Below are 16,297 nucleotides of genomic sequence, written 5' to 3'. Positions count from 1 at the left end.
ACGAATGGCTAAGCAGCAAACCAAACGCGCGCAGGCCTCCGAGGAGCGTGATGACGGCCTGCGCGAGAAGATGGTCGCGATCAATCGCGTTACCAAGGTCGTGAAGGGTGGTCGTATCCTCGGCTTCGCCGCGCTGACCGTGGTTGGCGATGGTGACGGCGGTATCGGCATGGGCAAGGGCAAGTCCCGTGAAGTGCCGGTTGCTGTCCAGAAGGCGATGGACGAAGCCCGTCGCAAGATGGTCAAGGTCGCCCTCCGTGACGGCACGCTCCAGCACACTGTTGTTGGCAAGCATGGCGCCGCCTCGGTGCTGATGCAGCCCGCTCCCGGCGGTACCGGCATCATCGCTGGTGGCCCGATGCGTGCGGTGTTCGAGGTGATGGGTGTCACCGACATCATCTGCAAATGCATCGGTTCGACCAATCCCTACAACGTCGTGCGCGCGACGATCAACGGTCTGATGGCGGTCAATACGCCGGCCGAGATCGCTGCGAAGCGTGGCAAGACGATCGAAGAGATCCTGGGGTAAGTCATGTCCGACAAGAAGATCAAGGTCACGCTCGTGAAGAGTGTGATCGGAACCAAACAGTCTCATCGCGCCACCGTGCGCGGTCTCGGGTTGCGTCGTCTGAACCATACCGTCGAACTGGTCGATACGCCGGCCGTTCGTGGGATGGTTACCAAGGTGGCGTACCTGGTCAAGGTGGAGGCCTGATATGCGCCTGAATACCATTAAGCCGGGTGTCGGCTCGAAGTCGCCGGCCAAGCGTGTTGGTCGTGGCATGGGTAGCGGTCTGGGCAAGACTTGCGGTCGCGGTCACAAGGGTCAGAAGTCGCGCGCCGGCGGTTTTCACAAAGTCGGCTTCGAAGGCGGTCAGATGCCCTTGCAGCGTCGTCTGCCGAAGCGCGGTTTTGTGTCGTTGACTCGTGGGCGTAACGCGGAAGTTCGGCTCTCTGAACTTGCAGTGCTGCCTGTCGAGGATATCGATCTGCTGGTGCTCAAGCAGGCCGGGGTGATTCCGGCGGATTCACTTGCGGCGAAGGTCGTGTTGTCCGGTTCGATCTCCAAGAAGGTCGTCCTGCGTGGTATCGGCGCGACCGCGGGTGCTCGTGCAGCTATCGAAGCTGCCGGCGGCAGTTGCGGCGAGTAAGCCAAGGGTAGCGTTGTGGCCAATCCTCCTGCCGCTCTCGGGAATGCGGGTAAGTTCGGCGATCTGAAGCGTAGATTGCTGTTCTTGGTGGGTGCGTTGATCGTATATCGGATCGGCGCACACATCCCCGTCCCCGGTATCGATCCGGCTCGGCTCGCCGAGCTCTTCCAGTCGCAGGCCGGCGGGATTCTCGGCGTGTTCAACCTGTTTTCAGGTGGCGCACTGTCGAGATTCACGATCTTTGCGCTCGGGATCATGCCTTACATATCGGCGTCCATCATCATGCAGTTGATGACGGTGGCGGTGCCTCAGCTGGAGTCGCTCAAGAAGGAAGGTGAGGCCGGGCGGCGCAAGATTACCCAGTACACCCGCTATGGCACCTTGGTGTTGGCGGTGGCTCAGTCGCTCGGGATTGCCATCGCGCTCGAAGGACAGGCCGGCCTCGTACTGGATCCGGGTGTGATGTTCCGCTTCGTAACCCTGGCGACCCTGGTGACCGGGACGATGTTTCTGATGTGGCTCGGGGAGCAGATCACCGAGCGCGGCGTTGGGAACGGGATCTCAATCATCATCTTCGCAGGTATCGCGGCCGGGTTGCCTAGTTCGATTGGCGGGCTGTTTGAGCTGGTAAGAACCGGTGCGATGCATCCCTTCACGGCATTGCTGATCTGCGTCCTGGTTGTGCTGGTGACTGGTTTCGTCGTGTTCGTTGAGCGTGGTCAGCGGAAGATCTTGGTTAACTACGCGAAGCGTCAGGTCGGAAACAAGATTTACGGTGGCCAGAGTTCGCATCTGCCCTTGAAGCTGAACATGGCGGGCGTGATTCCTCCGATTTTCGCGTCGAGCATCATTTTGTTCCCGGCAACGCTGGGGCAGTGGTTTGGTTCGTCGGAGGGGATGTACTGGTTGCGGGATCTCGCCTCGACCTTGTCGCCTGGGCAACCCATCTACGTGATGTTGTATGCGCTTGCGATCGTGTTCTTCTGCTTCTTCTACACGGCGTTGGTGTTCAATGCACGGGAAACGGCGGATAACCTGAAGAAGAGTGGTGCCTTCGTGCCGGGTATCCGGCCGGGCGATCAAACGGCGCGCTATATCGACAAGATCCTGGTGCGGCTGACGCTGGCGGGTGCGGTGTACATCACGCTCGTTTGCCTGTTGCCGGAGTTTCTTATCCTGAAGTGGAATGTGCCGTTCTATTTCGGGGGTACGTCGTTGCTGATCATCGTCGTCGTCACGATGGATTTCATGGCTCAGGTGCAGGCCTACGTCATGTCTCACCAGTATGAGAGTCTGCTCAAGAAGGCCAACTTCAAGGGGGCGGGCCTCCCGATCAGGTGATTCATGGCGAAGGAAGATGTAATCGAGATGCAGGGGGAGGTCACCGAGAACCTGCCCAACGCAACGTTCAGGGTAAAGCTCGAGAACGGGCACATGGTTCTTGGGCATATCTCGGGGAAGATGCGGATGCATTACATCCGTATTCTTCCTGGTGACAAGGTGACGGTTCAATTGACGCCGTACGACCTGACCAAGGGCCGGATCGTGTTCCGGACCAAGTAAGAATTAGAGAAACAGGAGCAAGAGCATGAGAGTCCAGGCTTCCGTCAAGCGGATTTGCCGCAACTGCAAGATCATTCGTCGCAAGGGAGTGGTGCGCGTTATTTGCACTGATCCGCGACACAAACAGCGCCAGGGTTGAGTTTGTCGATTCCAGGCATTAGAATTTAATGTTTAGCGTTTTGGGGTAAACGGATGGCCCGTATTGCTGGGGTAAACATTCCCAACCACAAGCATGCCGAGATCGCGCTGACCGCCATCTATGGGATCGGCCGTTCGCGTGCTCAAAAGATTTGTGATGCTGCTGGCGTGGTTCGTTCGGTAAAGATCAAGGATCTGACCGAGTCCGACATGGAAAAGCTGCGTGACGAAGTGGGTCGGTTCGTCGTCGAAGGCGACCTGCGTCGCGAAGTCACGATGAACATCAAGCGTCTGATGGACCTCGGTTGCTACCGCGGCGTTCGTCATCGCCGTGGTCTGCCGCTCCGCGGTCAGCGCACCCGCACGAACGCCCGCACCCGCAAGGGACCGCGTAAGGCGATCGCTGGCAAGAAGTGATAGGAACGGATCATGGCTAAGACTGCAACGAAGGTTCGCAAGAAGATCAAGAAGAACGTCGCCGAGGGCATCGCCCACGTGCACGCCAGCTTCAACAATACGATCATCACCATCACCGATCGCCAGGGTAACGCCCTGTCGTGGGCAACTTCCGGTGGCGCCGGTTTCAAGGGCTCCCGCAAGAGCACCCCGTTCGCCGCGCAGGTTGCGGCTGAAGCCGCCGGCAAGGTGGCGCAGGAGTGTGGTGTGAAGAACCTGGAAGTGCGCATCAAGGGCCCCGGCCCGGGTCGCGAATCGGCTGTGCGCGCGCTGAATGCGCTGGGGATGAAGATTTCCAGCATTACGGATATCACCCCTATCCCGCACAACGGCTGCCGTCCGCCGAAGAAGCGTCGTATCTGACAAGGAGTTGAAACGTGGCTCGTAATCTCGATCCCAAGTGCCGTCAGTGCCGACGCGAGGGCGAAAAGTTGTTCCTGAAGGGTGAGAAGTGTTTCACCGACAAGTGCGCGATTGAACGCCGCGCCTACGCGCCAGGCCAGCATGGTCAGCGCTCCGGTCAGCGTCTGTCTGGCTATGGCGTGCAGCTGCGCGAGAAGCAGAAGATCCGCCGTCTCTATGGTGTGCTCGAGCGCCAGTTCCGCAAGGTGTATTCCGAAGCAGACCGCCGTCGGGGTCAGACCGGCGAGAACCTCCTGCAGTTGCTGGAAGGTCGCCTGGATTCGGTTGCCTACCGCATGGGTTTCGGTGCGTCGCGTGCCGAAGCGCGTCAGGTGGTCCGCCACAATGGCGTGCTGGTCAATGGCAAGCGTGTGAATATTCCCTCCTACACCGTTCGTCCCGGCGACGTGATCGAGCTGGTCGACCGCAACAAGGCGCATCTCCGCGTCAAGGCGGCGCTGGAAGCTGCCGAGTCGCGTGGCTTCCCGGAGTGGATCGAAGTCGACGCCAAGGCTGGTAAGGGCGTGTTCAAGGCCTATCCGCAACGTTCGGAACTGTCCTCGACGATTAACGAAGGCTTGGTGGTGGAACTCTACTCCCGTTAATCGGGCGTTGTTCTGCACCTGGTTCTGAGGAAATGCTGATGCAAAGCAACTCATTGCTGAAACCCCGCATCATCGACGTCCAGAGCATCTCGCCGGTCCAGGCCCGCGTGACGATGGAGCCGTTCGAGCGTGGTTTTGGTCACACGTTGGGGAATGCGCTGCGGCGCATTCTCCTTTCCTCGTTGCCCGGTCACGCGGCAACCGAGGTGTCGATCGAAGGGGTGCTTCATGAGTACTCAACGCTCGACGGCATGCGCGAAGACATCGTTGACCTGCTGCTGAACCTCAAGGGTGTGGTGCTGAAGCTGCATAATCGCGGCGAGGCAATGCTCACCCTGTCGAAGTCTGGCGAAGGCGTGGTAACCGCGGGTGATATCGAAGGCGGCCATGACGTCGAGATCATCAACCCGGAGCACGTGATCGCTCACCTCGCGCCGGGTGGCAAGCTCGACATGCAGATCAAGGTCGAGCAGGGCCGCGGTTATGTTCCCGGCAACTCCCGCCCGGTTTCCGCCGAGACCAAGACGATCGGTCGGATCATGCTGGACGCGTCGTTCAGCCCGGTTCGTCGTGTGAGCTATCTCGTCGAGAGCGCACGCGTCGAGCAGCGGACTGACCTCGATCGGCTGGTTATCGATATCGAGACCAACGGTGCTGTTGATCCGGAGGAGGCGATCCGCTATGCGGCACGCGTGCTCATGGATCAGCTGTCGGTGTTCGCGGATCTCGAAGGTACGCCGGTCGCGGTGGTGCCCGAGAAGACGCCGTCTATCGACCCGGTGCTGCTGCGCCCGGTGGACGATCTCGAACTCACGGTTCGTTCCGCGAACTGCTTGAAGGCCGAGAATATCTACTACATCGGCGATCTTATCCAGCGGACCGAAACCGAGCTGCTGAAGACGCCGAATCTTGGCCGGAAGTCGCTGAACGAAATCAAGGAAGTGTTGGCCTCCCGTGGGCTCACGCTGGGAATGAAACTGGAAAACTGGCCTCCGGCCGGGCTCGAGAAGCTCGGTTAAGCGGTGGCAGTGAAGTGAGGAATTGAAATGCGTCACCGTCACGGTCTTCGCAAGCTCAACCGGACTAGCAGCCACCGTCAGGCCATGTTCCGGAACATGGCGAATGCGCTGCTGCGCCACGAAGTCATCAAGACGACCCTGCCCAAGGCCAAGGAGCTGCGGCGCGTGGTCGAGCCGATGATCACGCTGGGTAAGAAGCCCAGCCTCGCTAATCGCCGTCTGGCTTTCGACCGTCTCCGCGATCGCGAGATGGTCGTCAAGCTCTTCGACGAGCTGGGTCCGCGTTTCGCGGCACGCAACGGCGGTTATCTGCGGATCCTGAAGTTTGGTTTCCGCGATGGTGACAATGCTCCGATGGCGCTCGTCGAGCTTCTGGACCGTCCGGAAGGCGAGGTCGCGGAACAGGAAGCTGTTGCTGCCTGAGGCGGCAGTGAAGCGTAGTTGAAAGAGGCCGGGGTTCCGGCCTTTTTTTCGTCTACAGGCTCGTGGTTGGCGATCATTGGGGGGCAGGATGAAGGCAGAGCAAGGCGTAGTGTTGGTGACGGGCGGGGCCGGGTATATCGGCGCCCATACAACGTTAGAGCTGCTTGCCGCGGGGCTGCGGGTAGTCGTGGTCGACAACTTGTCAAACGGTTCGCGTGAGGCCTTGTACAGGGTCGAGGGGCTCGCGAAGCGCAAGCTGGTCGGGGTGGTCGAGGCGGATGTCAGGGATCGAGGTGCAATGAAGGAGATATTCTCGGCGCACGATGTCAGCGCGGTGGTGCACTTCGCGGCGCTGAAGGCGGTCGGCGAGTCTGTCCTCAAGCCGCTCGAGTACTACGACAACAACGTCGGCGGGCTGCTTGTGCTGGTGGAGGCTATGCGCGACGCGGGAGTGAAGCGGCTGGTGTTCAGCTCGTCGGCGACGGTCTACGGCGATCCGGCGAGCGTACCGATAGACGAGAGTTTCCCGACCTCGGCGACCAACCCGTATGGACGCACCAAGCTGGTCTGCGAGGAAATCCTGGCGGATCTTGCGCACGCGGAGCCGGCATGGCGGATAGCGGCGCTGCGCTACTTCAATCCGGTGGGCGCGCATCCAAGCGGGCGTATCGGGGAGGACCCGGCAGGTGTGCCCAATAACCTGATGCCATACATCAGTCAGGTCGCCGTCGGGCGGCGCCCCGAGTTGCAGGTGTTCGGCGGGGATTACCCCACCTCTGACGGTACAGGGGTGCGCGACTACATTCACGTCGTCGATCTCGCGCTGGGCCATGTTCGCGCCCTGGAACGGATCGACGCGCTGAGCCCCTTCAGCACGATCAATCTCGGTACCGGCCGGGGCTATAGTGTGCTTGAACTGGTAAAAGCGTTCGAACTCGCTTGTGGCCGTCGCGTGCCTTACCGTGTTGTCGAGCGCCGGGCCGGCGACATTGCGGAATGCTGGGCCAATCCGGCAAAGGCACAAGCCTTGCTCGGATGGCGGGCGGTCCGCGGACTGGAGGAGATGTGCGCAGACGCCTGGCGCTGGCAGAGCGGTAATCCGGCGGGCTACGGCCGGGAGTGAGCGCGACCGGATGCTGGCCGGTCGCAGCGGTCAGTCAGGGCTACCAGTCCCGCTTGATGCGATTTCGATACTGGACGTCGTGCGGCAGTAATGGCTGCATGGCCTCGAGGTGGCCACGAATCAGGTCGGCAGCCTTGGCGAGGGTGGCAGCGTCGAGGTGAGGGAGTTCGCTCTGCCGCGCCGTCGAGCGCACGATCTGGTCGATGGCCTGTTTGCGTGTCCGTTCGTCTGGCGGAAGGAATACGCCGAGGCCGCATGACTGCAGGGTCTTCAGGAAACGCGTGCGACGCTCGATACGTTGCAGGAAGCCTTCCTGGGGCGAGCTGGGCTTGTCGGCCATGTGAGTGCGTCTCGTCGGTGGTTGTGAGCGGCGTCTATCGTGTTCCCGGCCGGGCACGGCCGCAAGCCCGTCGGCATCTGAATTTGTAAGTCGTTCGCTCAGCGTACGCCGAGCATCGCACCGAGGTATCGTCCGGTATGGCTGCCGGGATGGGCGGCTATCGCTTCCGGAGTGCCGGCACACACCACCGTACCGCCACCACCACCGCCCTCCGGCCCGAGGTCGACGATCCAGTCGGCCGTCTTGATCACGTCCAGATTGTGCTCGATGACGACCACGGTATTGCCGTGCTCCCGCAGGCGATGAAGCACGGTAAGCAACAGTTCGATATCCTGGAAATGCAGGCCGGTGGTCGGTTCGTCGAGGATATAGAGCGTGCGCCCGGTATCGCGCTTTGACAGTTCGAGTGCCAGCTTGACACGCTGGGCTTCCCCGCCGGACAACGTTGTCGCGCTCTGGCCTAGCCGGATGTAGCCGAGGCCGACGTCGATCAGGGTTTCGAGCTTGCGGGCAATCGCCGGCACCGGCCGGAAGAAGTCGAAGGCCTGCTCGACCGTCATTTCCAGCACCTCGTAGATGCTGCGGCCCTTGTAGCGGATCTCCAGCGTTTCTCGGTTATATCTGCGGCCGTGGCAGATGTCGCAGGGGACGTACATGTCCGGCAGGAAATGCATCTCGACCTTGATCAGGCCATCGCCCTGGCAGGCTTCGCAGCGGCCGCCCTTGACGTTGAAGGAGAAGCGGCCGGGGCCGTAACCCCGCGCCCGCGCCTCGGGCACGCCGGCGAAGAGCTCCCGGATGGGGGTGAGCAGGCCGGTGTAGGTTGCTGGATTGGAGCGGGGCGTGCGGCCGATCGGGGACTGGTCGACGTTGATGACCTTGTCGAAGGCGTCCAGCCCCTCGATGCTGTCGTAAGGCGCAGGCTCGGCGGCGGCGCCATGCAGTTGGCGTGCTGCGATCGGCGCGAGGGTCTCGTTGATGAGCGTAGACTTGCCTGACCCGGAAACGCCGGTAACGCAGATGAACAGTCCGACCGGCAACTCCAGCGTGACGTTGCGCAAGTTGTTGCCGCGCGCGCCTCGGAGCCGTAGCAGGCGTTCCGGAGAGGGCGCAATGCGCTCCGCAGGGATCGCGATCTGCTTCCGTCCGGCGAGATAGGCGCCGGTAATGGAAGCTTCGTCGGCAAATACCTCGGCCGGAGTACCGCAGGCGATGACATGCCCGCCGTGCTCGCCGGCGCCCGGCCCCATGTCCACCAGATAGTCGGCAGCACGGATGGCGTCCTCGTCGTGCTCGACCACGATGACGGTATTGCCAAGATCCCGCAGCTTGCACAGGGTGGCGAGCAGTCGGTCGTTGTCGCGCTGATGGAGGCCGATCGACGGTTCGTCGAGGACGTACATGACGCCGGTGAGCCCGGAGCCGATCTGGCTGGCCAGGCGGATGCGCTGGGCTTCGCCGCCGGACAGGGTGTCGGCCGAACGGTCGAGCGAGAGGTAGTCGAGCCCGACGTTGATGAGGAAGCTCAGGCGGTCGGCGATCTCCTTGACGATCTTGTCGGCAATCTGGGCGCGCTGGCCGCTGAGCTGCAGGTTTTCAAAGAAGGATCTGCATGCGCCCAGCGGCAAGCGACTGATGTCGGTCAGGTTGCGGTCGCCGATCAGCACGTGGCGCGCTTCGCTGCGCAGGCGGCTGCCCTCGCAGGCGGGGCAGGCACGGGTTGCGCGGTACTTGCTGAGCTCTTCGCGTACTGCCAGCGAGTCGGTCTCCTTGTAGCGCCGCTCGAGGTTGGGAATGATGCCTTCGAAGGGATGCTCTTTAAGTACCGTCCTGCCGTTGTCCGCCAGATAGCGGAATGCGATCTTCTCTCGTCCGGAGCCGTGCAGCACCGTCGCGCGGACCGCTTCAGGCAGCTGCTCGAAAGCGGACTCCAAGTCGAAACCATAATGATCGGCGAGGCTGGCCAGCATCTGGAAATAGAACTGGTTGCGACGATCCCAGCCACGGATTGCGCCGGCCGCGAGTGACAGATGCGGGTGTGCGACCACCCTTTCCGGGTCGAAGAAGTCGATCTTGCCGAGTCCGTCGCACTTGGGGCACGCCCCGGCGGGGTTGTTGAAGGAGAACAGTCGCGGTTCCAGTTCTGCGAGCGCGAAGCTGCATACCGGGCAGGCGAAGCGGGCGGAAAAGAGGTGCTCGGTACCGCCGTCCATCTCGACCGCGATAGCGCGACCGTCGGCATGGGTCAGCGCGGTCTCGAAGGATTCGGCCAGTCTGCCGCGCAGGTCGGCGCGTACCTTCAGCCGGTCTATCACCACCTGCACGTCGTGACGACGCCCCTTCTCGAGCGGCGCCATCGCGTCCAGTTCCATGACGACACCGTCTACCCGCACGCGGACAAAGCCCTGTGCCCGCAAGTCCGCAAAGAGATCCTGCTGCTCGCCCTTGCGGCCGCTCACCACCGGGGCGAGGATCATCAGCCGCGTCTCTTCGGGCAGTGCGAGCACATGGTCCACCATCTGTGACACGCTCTGGGCTTCCAGGGCGTGGGCCGGATGATCGGGGCAATGCGGTGTGCCGGCGCGCGCATACAGCAGGCGCAGGTAATCGTGGATTTCGGTGACGGTGCCGACGGTGGAGCGCGGATTGTGGCTGGTCGCCTTCTGCTCTATCGAGATTGCAGGCGACAGTCCCTCGATCAGATCGACGTCGGGCTTTTCCATCAGTTGCAGGAACTGCCGGGCGTAGGCCGACAAGGATTCGACGTAGCGTCGCTGTCCCTCGGCGTACAGCGTGTCGAAGGCCAGCGAGGATTTGCCCGAGCCTGACAAACCGGTGATGACGGTCAGCCGGTTGCGCGGCAGATCCAGGCTGATGTTCTTCAGATTGTGGGTGCGCGCGCCGCGAATGCGGATTTCGTCCATATCGGGTCGGGGCCGGAGGCTGGGAGCAACGCAAGACTATAAGAGAGAAGCCGGGCGCGGGCCAATGCTAGAATCCCGTCCTTGCCAGCCGAGACCCGTGGAAGCTTTACGAGCATGTCAGATTCAACGCGCGATCCGATGAGCCCTGCCGAACGTCGCGCGGGTATCAGCCTTGCCGCCATCTTTGCACTGCGCATGCTCGGGCTGTTCCTGATCCTGCCGGTGTTCGCCGTGCACGCACACCAGTTGCCCGGCGGGCAGGATCTCACCATGGTGGGTCTTGCCATTGGCGCCTACGGTTTCACCCAGGCCTGTCTGCAGATCGCTTTCGGCGCTGCGTCCGACCGCTTCGGGCGCAAACCGGTGATCCTGTTCGGACTCGTCCTCTTCGTCCTCGGCAGCGTGGTGGCGGCGCTGGCTTCCGACATCGGGGGCATCATCACCGGCCGTGTGCTGCAGGGCGCGGGGGCGATCTCCGCTGCGGTAACGGCGCTCGCCGCCGACCTCACCCGCGACCAGCACCGCACCAAGGTGATGGCGATGATAGGGTCCAGCATCGGTCTGGTGTTCGCCGGATCCATGGTGGCCGCCCCACTGCTTTACGCTGGCGTCGGCATGAGCGGCATCTTCTGGCTGACGGCTGCGCTGGCTGCCGGTGCGATCGGCGTGCTGTTGTGGGTGGTCCCGGTGGCGCCCCAGGTTCCGCGTGCCAATGGCGGGCGTTTCATCGATGTGCTGCGCGACGGCCAGCTGATGCGGCTCAATTTCGGTGTGTTTGCGCTTCACCTGATCCAGACCACCATGTGGGTGCTGGTGCCGTCCGGTCTGGTGGCAGGTGGTCTCGCACTGGAGGCGCACTGGAAGGTTTACCTGCCGGCGGTGCTGGTTTCCTTCGTGGTGATGGTGCCAGCGGTGATCATGGCCGAGCGCCGCAACCGGATGAAGGTGGTGTTCAATACCGCGGTGCTGTTGCTGGCGCTGGTGCAGCTTGGTATCTACCTGCTCGGCGACGGCCTTGTTCCGCTGGCGGTGATGTTGACCTTGTTCTTCATCGCCTTCAACGTACTGGAAGCGACCCAGCCGTCGTGGATCTCGCGGGTTGCGCCGCCGCATGCCAAGGGCACGGCGCTGGGTGTATACAACACGTTGCAGTCGATCGGGCTCTTCCTTGGCGGCGTGCTCGGCGGCTGGCTGGCACAGCATGTCGGCCGCGGTGCGGTGAGCCTGAGCTGCGCCGCGCTGGCACTGGCGTGGCTGGCCCTTGCCGCCACCATGAATCCGCCGCCGGTGCGTGCGGTGCCCGTGCCTGCCCGCGGCTGATCGAAATCCGGGCGGACGGCCTCCACTGCGAGTGCCGTACGCCTGCTTGTATTCAAAGGAGAACAGGATGGCATCCCTCAATAAAGTGATCCTGATCGGCAACCTCGGCGCCGATCCGGAAAGCCGCTTCGCCCCGTCGGGCGACGCGATCTGCAACATCCGTCTGGCGACCACCGAGAACTGGCGCGACAAGGCGACCGGCGAGCGGCGCGAGGCCACCGAATGGCACCGTGTGTCCTTCTACGGCAAGCTGGCTGAAATTGCCGGCCAGTATCTGCGCAAGGGCAGTCAGGTCTACATCGAAGGCAGCCTGCGCACCCGCAAGTGGCAGGACCAGAACGGCCAGGAGCGCTACACGACCGAGATCCGTGCCGACGAGATGAAGATGCTCGGCGGCCGCCGCGAAGGCGGCGACGCACCGATGCGCGGCGGCGACGACGGCGCATACAGCGCACCGGCGCAGCGCCCGCAGGCTGCGCCACAGCAGGCGCCGTCGCGTCCGGCGCCACAGCGCGATAGCGGTGGCTTCGGCGACTTCGACGACGACATCCCGTTCTGATCCGGTGCATGCTGCGGCCACAGGCTGCGGCATGCCATCAGGAAGGCGCGATCCTGACGTTCGCGCCTTTTTTTCGTTCACGGATCGGGCCCGTTGATGCCCGATTCATGCATATCGGATGGCGTGACAGCCGGTCTGCATTAAACTGCGGCCTTCCAGTGTCGTTGGCACGGCGCAGCCCTGGCCGTGCCCGGTCGTGCAGGGTGGGATTTTCGGAGGGGGTCGCGCGAAGTGAGACGTCGTCGTTTCCTGCAGTCGCTGCCGGCGCTTTCTGTCCCATGGCTGTCAGCCTGCCAACTGAGCGAAGAGCCGCTGCGCATTGGCGCCAACCTGTGGCCGGGCTATTCGCCTTTGCGCCTGGCCGAAGCCACCGGCGCGCTACCAGCGGACGCGGGAAGGGTGCTCGACTTCCCGAGTTCCTCGGCGGTGCTGACGGCCTTCCGCAATGGCGCGATCGATGCGGCGGCGCTGACCCTGGACGAGGTCATCCTGCTGGCGGCCAACCAGCAATCGCCACGCATCATCCTGGTGTTCGATTTTTCCGACGGTGCCGATGTCATCATCGCCCGCGCGGGGCTCAACCGTATCGATGAACTGCGCGGCAAGCGTATCGGTGTGGAAACCGAAGCCCTGGGCGCCTACATGGTCGGGCGTGCCCTGGCGCGTGATGGACTGGCGCTCGAGGAGGTCGAAATCGTGTCACTGCCGATGGACAGGCACGAGGCCGCTTTCGTCGGCGGCGAAGTCGATGCGCTGGTGACCTTCGAGCCCATACGGTCCAGCCTGCTGGCCCGTGGCGGGCGGCAGCTGTTCTCTTCGGCCGACATCCCGGGCGAAGTCGTCGACGTGCTGGTGGTACGGGACGAGGTGCTGCGCCGACGCCATGCCGACCTGCGCGCGGTGGTGCGTGCGTATTTCGCCGGGCGAACGCTGGCGATGGCCGAGCCGGACGAGGCGGTGCGCAGGCTCGGGGTACGTGCCGGCGGCGGACCGGAGAGCTATCGCGCCGCCATGTCCCTGATGCGGCTTCCCGACCGGCAGGGCAATCGCGAGCTGCTCGGGGTCGGGCCGCGGAGCCTGCACGAAACCTTGTCGCGCATGGCCGTGACGATGACGGAACTCAAGTTGATCGAGGGGCGCGTCTCGCTCGACGGTCTGCTTGTATCGGCGCTGGTAGAGGAGGTGTAGCGATGGTCAATTACCTGCCGCTGCGCCATTTGTTGCTCGGCATCCTGGTGGCCTTCGGGCTCCTCGTCGCGGCCGGCCAGTTCGCCTTCATGCTCCGTACCTACTACAACGACGGATTGTCCGAGGTAGAAGCCTTGGCCCGGCATTCCGGCAGCACGCTCGCGGCCAATCTGGAGGCGGCGCTGCGTGAGGGCGACGAGCGCTTCGTCGCCCACCTCGTGGTCCAGCAGATCACACTGCCCCATCTGGAGTACGCCGCTTTCGTCGGTGGCGACGATCGCGTGCGCGCCAGTTCCCGGCCGGGGCTGGAGGCGGGCTTCGTGCAGTCCGGCACGACGCCTCCACCGCCTGCGCTGGTGACTGCCGCCCGCCGTACGCTGGCCGGCCAGGTGGATGAGGACAGGCAGGGCGAGCGGCTGTGGGCGGTGTTCCCGGTGCGTCTGCCGGTCAGTGCCGGTGAGGCGCGCGCGCGCGAGGTCGGATACGCGGTGTTGATGATGGATACGCGCTCGCTGCGTCGCAGTGCCCTGCGCCAGGCCGTCGGCCAGGGGCTGATCGCGCTGGCGCCCATCCTCCTGCTGTCGGCGGGCATTGCGGTGCTGGTGAAATTTCTGCTCACCGACCGCATCGAGCAGTTGCTCGCCTATGCGCGTTCGCAGGCGCGCGGCAGCACGCTGGCACGCCCGGTCACTGGCAACGACGAGCTCGGCATGCTCGGCATCCAGCTATCCGCACTCATGAAGGAGGTGGTGGCGTCGAGGGACTATCACATCCGTCTGCTCGATCGCTTGCCCAACCCCATCTGGCGCACCGGCCCCGATGGCAGTGCGGACTACTTCAACCGGGCCTGGCTGGCTTTTACCGGGCGCGGCCTGGCCGAGGAGCGCGGCGACGGCTGGCTCGACAGCCTGCACCCGGCCGACCGCGACAGCTTCGTCCGCGCCTGTCGCGAGGCGATCGTCGAACGCGCCCCCTTTTCCATCGAGGCGCGCCTGTGTCGTCACGACGGCAGATACCACTGGCTGACGGTACATGGCGAGCCGGTCTTCGATCCCGAGGGGCGTCTGCAGGCATATATCGGTAGCTGCTTCGATGTCCAGCAGGAAAAGGACGCGGCTGCGGCCATTGCCGCCAGCGAGGCGCGCTTCCGCGGTCTGGTGGAGCGCACCCTGGTGGGCGTCTACCTAATCCGCGACGGCCGCATGCTTTATGCCAACCCGCGGCTGGCCGAGTGGTTCGGCTATCCGTCGGAGGACCTGGCCGGAATGCCGGTGGCCAATCTCGTGCATCCCGACGATCGCGCCATGGTGCGCGACAAGCTGATGCAACGCGAGCGTGGCGAGATCGACTTCGTTCAGTACACCTTCCGCGGCCTGCGGCGGGACGGCAGCGCCTTCCCGGTCGAGGTGTATGGCAACGGGATCGAGTACGAGGGCGAACGGGCCGTGATCGGTACCCTGATCGACCATACCCAGCGCGCCAAATACGAGGCGGCGCTCAAGGCGGCCGCCGAAGTCGTGGAGGCGAGCCCGACGGTGCTGTTCCGCTGGCTGGCGGAACCCGGTTGGCCGGTCGCCTATGTGTCCGAGAACGTCGACCGCTGGGGATACCGGGCGAGTGAGCTGCTGGCGGCCTCGTTCCACTTTTTCGACCTGTTGCACCCGGACGATCGTGAGCGCATCAGCGGGGAAGTCGCCGAATTCCTGGCCGAGGGCCGTAACGAGTACGCCCAGGAGTACCGCATCCGCGTTGCCGATGGCAGTTACATCTGGGTAGAGGATCTCACCGCGGTGCAGCGCGACGAGGCCGGCGGGATCCTGCACATCGAAGGTCTGCTGACAGACATCTCCGAGCGTCGGCGAGCCGAGGAGGAAGTTCGTGCGCTCAATGCCGAACTCGAAGCGCGTGTCGCCCAGCGCACCGCCCAGCTCGCAGCGCTCAACAAGGAACTGGAGACCTTCGCCTATTCGGTGTCGCACGATCTCAAGGCACCGCTGCGCGGTATCGACGGCTACAGCCATCTGCTGGTCGAGGACTATGCCGACCGGCTCGACGAGGAGGGACAGCTCTTCATCAAGCATATCCGCGCAGGTGTGAAACAGATGGCACGGCTGATCGACGACCTCCTTGCATACTCACGTGTGGAACGTCGCACACTGCAGTGCGCCGAGGTGAACCTGCTCGATATGGTGCGTGGCATACTCGCCGAGCGTGTCGCGGAACTCGAATCCAGCCCGGCCCGGATCGTGCTCGATGTCCCACCGCTGCGGCTGCGCGCGGATCCGGAGGGCCTGGCTCAGGCCTTGCGCAATCTGTTCGACAACGCACTGAAGTACTCTCGTGATGCCCAGCCCCCGGAGATATGCATTTCCGCGGTGGCAGAAGGCGAGCTGTGTCACATCCGCGTTCAAGACAACGGAATCGGTTTCGACATGAAGTTCCACGACCGCATCTTCGAGATATTCCAGCGCCTGCAGCGTTCGGAAGACTACGCCGGCACCGGCGTCGGCCTGGCCATCGTGCGCAAGGCGGTACAGCGCATGGGTGGGCGTGTATGGGCCGAGAGCGCCCCCGGGGAAGGTGCCTGTTTCCACCTGGAGCTGCCGCGATGAGCCCGTTTCCCGAGGCCGCGACAGCGGGCGCCTTGCCGAGTGAGCGATCCATCCTGCTGGTCGAGGATAATCCGGCCGATCTCGATCTGACCCTGCGCGCCTTCCGCCGCCGTCACCTGCTCAATCCCCTGCTGATCGCGCGTGATGGCCAGGAGGCGCTCGATTTCATCCCGCGCTGGAGTGCCGGCGAAGCCCTGCCGCTGGTCGTTCTGCTGGACCTCAAGCTGCCGAAGGTCCACGGCCTCGAGGTGCTGCGCGCATTCAAGGAGAATCCGCTGACGCGCAGCGTGCCGGTGGTGGTACTGACCACGTCGGACGAGGATGCCGACATCGAGTCCGCCTATTCGCTCGGCGCCAACTCGTACATCATCAAACCGGTCGATTTCGACAAGTTCACCCAGGTGGCGAGCCAGATCGAACTCTACTGGTGCGTTCTCAACAAACCGGCTCGCGTGTGAGCGGAGGTCAGTCCGT

At 63.4% G+C, this 16,297-nt stretch carries 19 protein-coding genes; 17 read left to right on the top strand and 2 right to left on the bottom strand.

The window, feature by feature from the left end; all coding sequences use genetic code 11:
* Window positions 1–4 precede the first annotated feature (4 nt).
* From rpsE to galE, 12 genes are all read left to right on the top strand, one after another.
* Window positions 5–529: a 30S ribosomal protein S5 gene (rpsE, locus tag CJ010_RS20795; protein ID WP_141019820.1), complete on the top strand. Its 525-nt coding sequence runs from the start codon at window positions 5–7 to the stop codon at window positions 527–529.
* A gap of 3 nt (window positions 530–532) precedes the next feature.
* Window positions 533–715: a 50S ribosomal protein L30 gene (rpmD, locus tag CJ010_RS20790; protein WP_011767122.1), complete on the top strand. Its 183-nt coding sequence runs from the start codon at window positions 533–535 to the stop codon at window positions 713–715.
* A gap of 1 nt (window position 716) precedes the next feature.
* On the top strand, window positions 717–1,151 hold the full coding sequence (gene rplO, locus CJ010_RS20785; protein ID WP_141019819.1) for a 50S ribosomal protein L15: 435 nt from the start codon (window positions 717–719) through the stop codon (window positions 1,149–1,151).
* A 15-nt stretch (window positions 1,152–1,166) separates the two neighbouring features.
* Window positions 1,167–2,492, top strand: coding sequence for a preprotein translocase subunit SecY (gene secY, locus CJ010_RS20780; protein WP_141019818.1), 1,326 nt, complete (start codon window positions 1,167–1,169; stop codon window positions 2,490–2,492).
* Window positions 2,493–2,495: 3 nt separating this feature from the next.
* On the top strand, window positions 2,496–2,714 hold the full coding sequence (infA, locus tag CJ010_RS20775; RefSeq protein ID WP_011767119.1) for a translation initiation factor IF-1: 219 nt from the start codon (window positions 2,496–2,498) through the stop codon (window positions 2,712–2,714).
* A gap of 25 nt (window positions 2,715–2,739) precedes the next feature.
* Window positions 2,740–2,853 carry a 50S ribosomal protein L36 gene (gene rpmJ, locus CJ010_RS20770; protein ID WP_011767118.1) on the top strand — a complete coding sequence of 38 codons (114 nt, stop codon included), beginning with the start codon at window positions 2,740–2,742 and terminating at the stop codon, window positions 2,851–2,853.
* Window positions 2,854–2,906: 53 nt separating this feature from the next.
* Window positions 2,907–3,269, top strand: a complete 363-nt coding sequence (gene rpsM / locus CJ010_RS20765; protein WP_141019817.1) for a 30S ribosomal protein S13 — start codon at window positions 2,907–2,909, stop codon at window positions 3,267–3,269.
* A 12-nt stretch (window positions 3,270–3,281) separates the two neighbouring features.
* Window positions 3,282–3,671 carry a 30S ribosomal protein S11 gene (gene rpsK / locus CJ010_RS20760; protein WP_011767116.1) on the top strand — a complete coding sequence of 130 codons (390 nt, stop codon included), beginning with the start codon at window positions 3,282–3,284 and terminating at the stop codon, window positions 3,669–3,671.
* Between the two features lie 14 nt (window positions 3,672–3,685).
* The gene (rpsD, locus tag CJ010_RS20755; RefSeq protein ID WP_141019816.1) at window positions 3,686–4,315 is read left to right on the top strand and encodes a 30S ribosomal protein S4; all 630 of its coding nucleotides are present in this window, start codon (window positions 3,686–3,688) and stop codon (window positions 4,313–4,315) included.
* Window positions 4,316–4,347: 32 nt separating this feature from the next.
* Window positions 4,348–5,334 carry a DNA-directed RNA polymerase subunit alpha gene (rpoA, locus tag CJ010_RS20750; protein ID WP_240794432.1) on the top strand — a complete coding sequence of 329 codons (987 nt, stop codon included), beginning with the start codon at window positions 4,348–4,350 and terminating at the stop codon, window positions 5,332–5,334.
* 27 nt (window positions 5,335–5,361) lie between these two features.
* On the top strand, window positions 5,362–5,757 hold the full coding sequence (rplQ, locus tag CJ010_RS20745; protein ID WP_141019814.1) for a 50S ribosomal protein L17: 396 nt from the start codon (window positions 5,362–5,364) through the stop codon (window positions 5,755–5,757).
* Between the two features lie 88 nt (window positions 5,758–5,845).
* Window positions 5,846–6,880: a UDP-glucose 4-epimerase GalE gene (gene galE, locus CJ010_RS20740; protein WP_141019813.1), complete on the top strand. Its 1,035-nt coding sequence runs from the start codon at window positions 5,846–5,848 to the stop codon at window positions 6,878–6,880.
* A gap of 40 nt (window positions 6,881–6,920) precedes the next feature.
* Here galE and CJ010_RS20735 read toward each other — a convergent pair whose 3' ends face one another.
* Both CJ010_RS20735 and uvrA read right to left on the bottom strand, forming a co-directional pair.
* A complete protein-coding gene (locus CJ010_RS20735) occupies window positions 6,921–7,220 on the bottom strand; it encodes a hypothetical protein (protein WP_141019812.1) in 300 nt (99 codons plus the stop codon).
* Between the two features lie 98 nt (window positions 7,221–7,318).
* Window positions 7,319–10,144: an excinuclease ABC subunit UvrA gene (uvrA, locus tag CJ010_RS20730; protein WP_141019811.1), complete on the bottom strand. Its 2,826-nt coding sequence runs from the start codon at window positions 10,142–10,144 to the stop codon at window positions 7,319–7,321.
* A gap of 138 nt (window positions 10,145–10,282) precedes the next feature.
* On the opposite strand from uvrA, the gene CJ010_RS20725 reads away from it, so the two are divergent.
* From CJ010_RS20725 to CJ010_RS20705, 5 genes are all read left to right on the top strand, one after another.
* Entirely contained in the window at window positions 10,283–11,464 is a 1,182-nt protein-coding gene (locus CJ010_RS20725) for an MFS transporter (protein WP_141019810.1), read from the top strand.
* Window positions 11,465–11,531: 67 nt separating this feature from the next.
* The gene (gene ssb / locus CJ010_RS20720; RefSeq protein ID WP_141019809.1) at window positions 11,532–12,023 is read left to right on the top strand and encodes a single-stranded DNA-binding protein; all 492 of its coding nucleotides are present in this window, start codon (window positions 11,532–11,534) and stop codon (window positions 12,021–12,023) included.
* Between the two features lie 231 nt (window positions 12,024–12,254).
* On the top strand, window positions 12,255–13,211 hold the full coding sequence (locus CJ010_RS20715) for an ABC transporter substrate-binding protein (RefSeq protein WP_168224994.1): 957 nt from the start codon (window positions 12,255–12,257) through the stop codon (window positions 13,209–13,211).
* A 2-nt stretch (window positions 13,212–13,213) separates the two neighbouring features.
* Window positions 13,214–15,823: a PAS domain S-box protein gene (locus tag CJ010_RS20710; protein ID WP_141019807.1), complete on the top strand. Its 2,610-nt coding sequence runs from the start codon at window positions 13,214–13,216 to the stop codon at window positions 15,821–15,823.
* The gene (locus CJ010_RS20705) at window positions 15,820–16,281 is read left to right on the top strand and encodes a response regulator (protein ID WP_141019806.1); all 462 of its coding nucleotides are present in this window, start codon (window positions 15,820–15,822) and stop codon (window positions 16,279–16,281) included. The genes CJ010_RS20710 and CJ010_RS20705 overlap by 4 nt, the downstream gene beginning before the upstream one ends.
* The last annotated feature ends 16 nt before the right edge of the window (window positions 16,282–16,297 follow it).

The organism is Azoarcus sp. DD4 (assembly GCF_006496635.1).
In the GTDB taxonomy this organism is placed as follows: domain Bacteria; phylum Pseudomonadota; class Gammaproteobacteria; order Burkholderiales; family Rhodocyclaceae; genus Azoarcus.
This window is presented reverse-complemented; position numbering and strand designations above follow the sequence as displayed.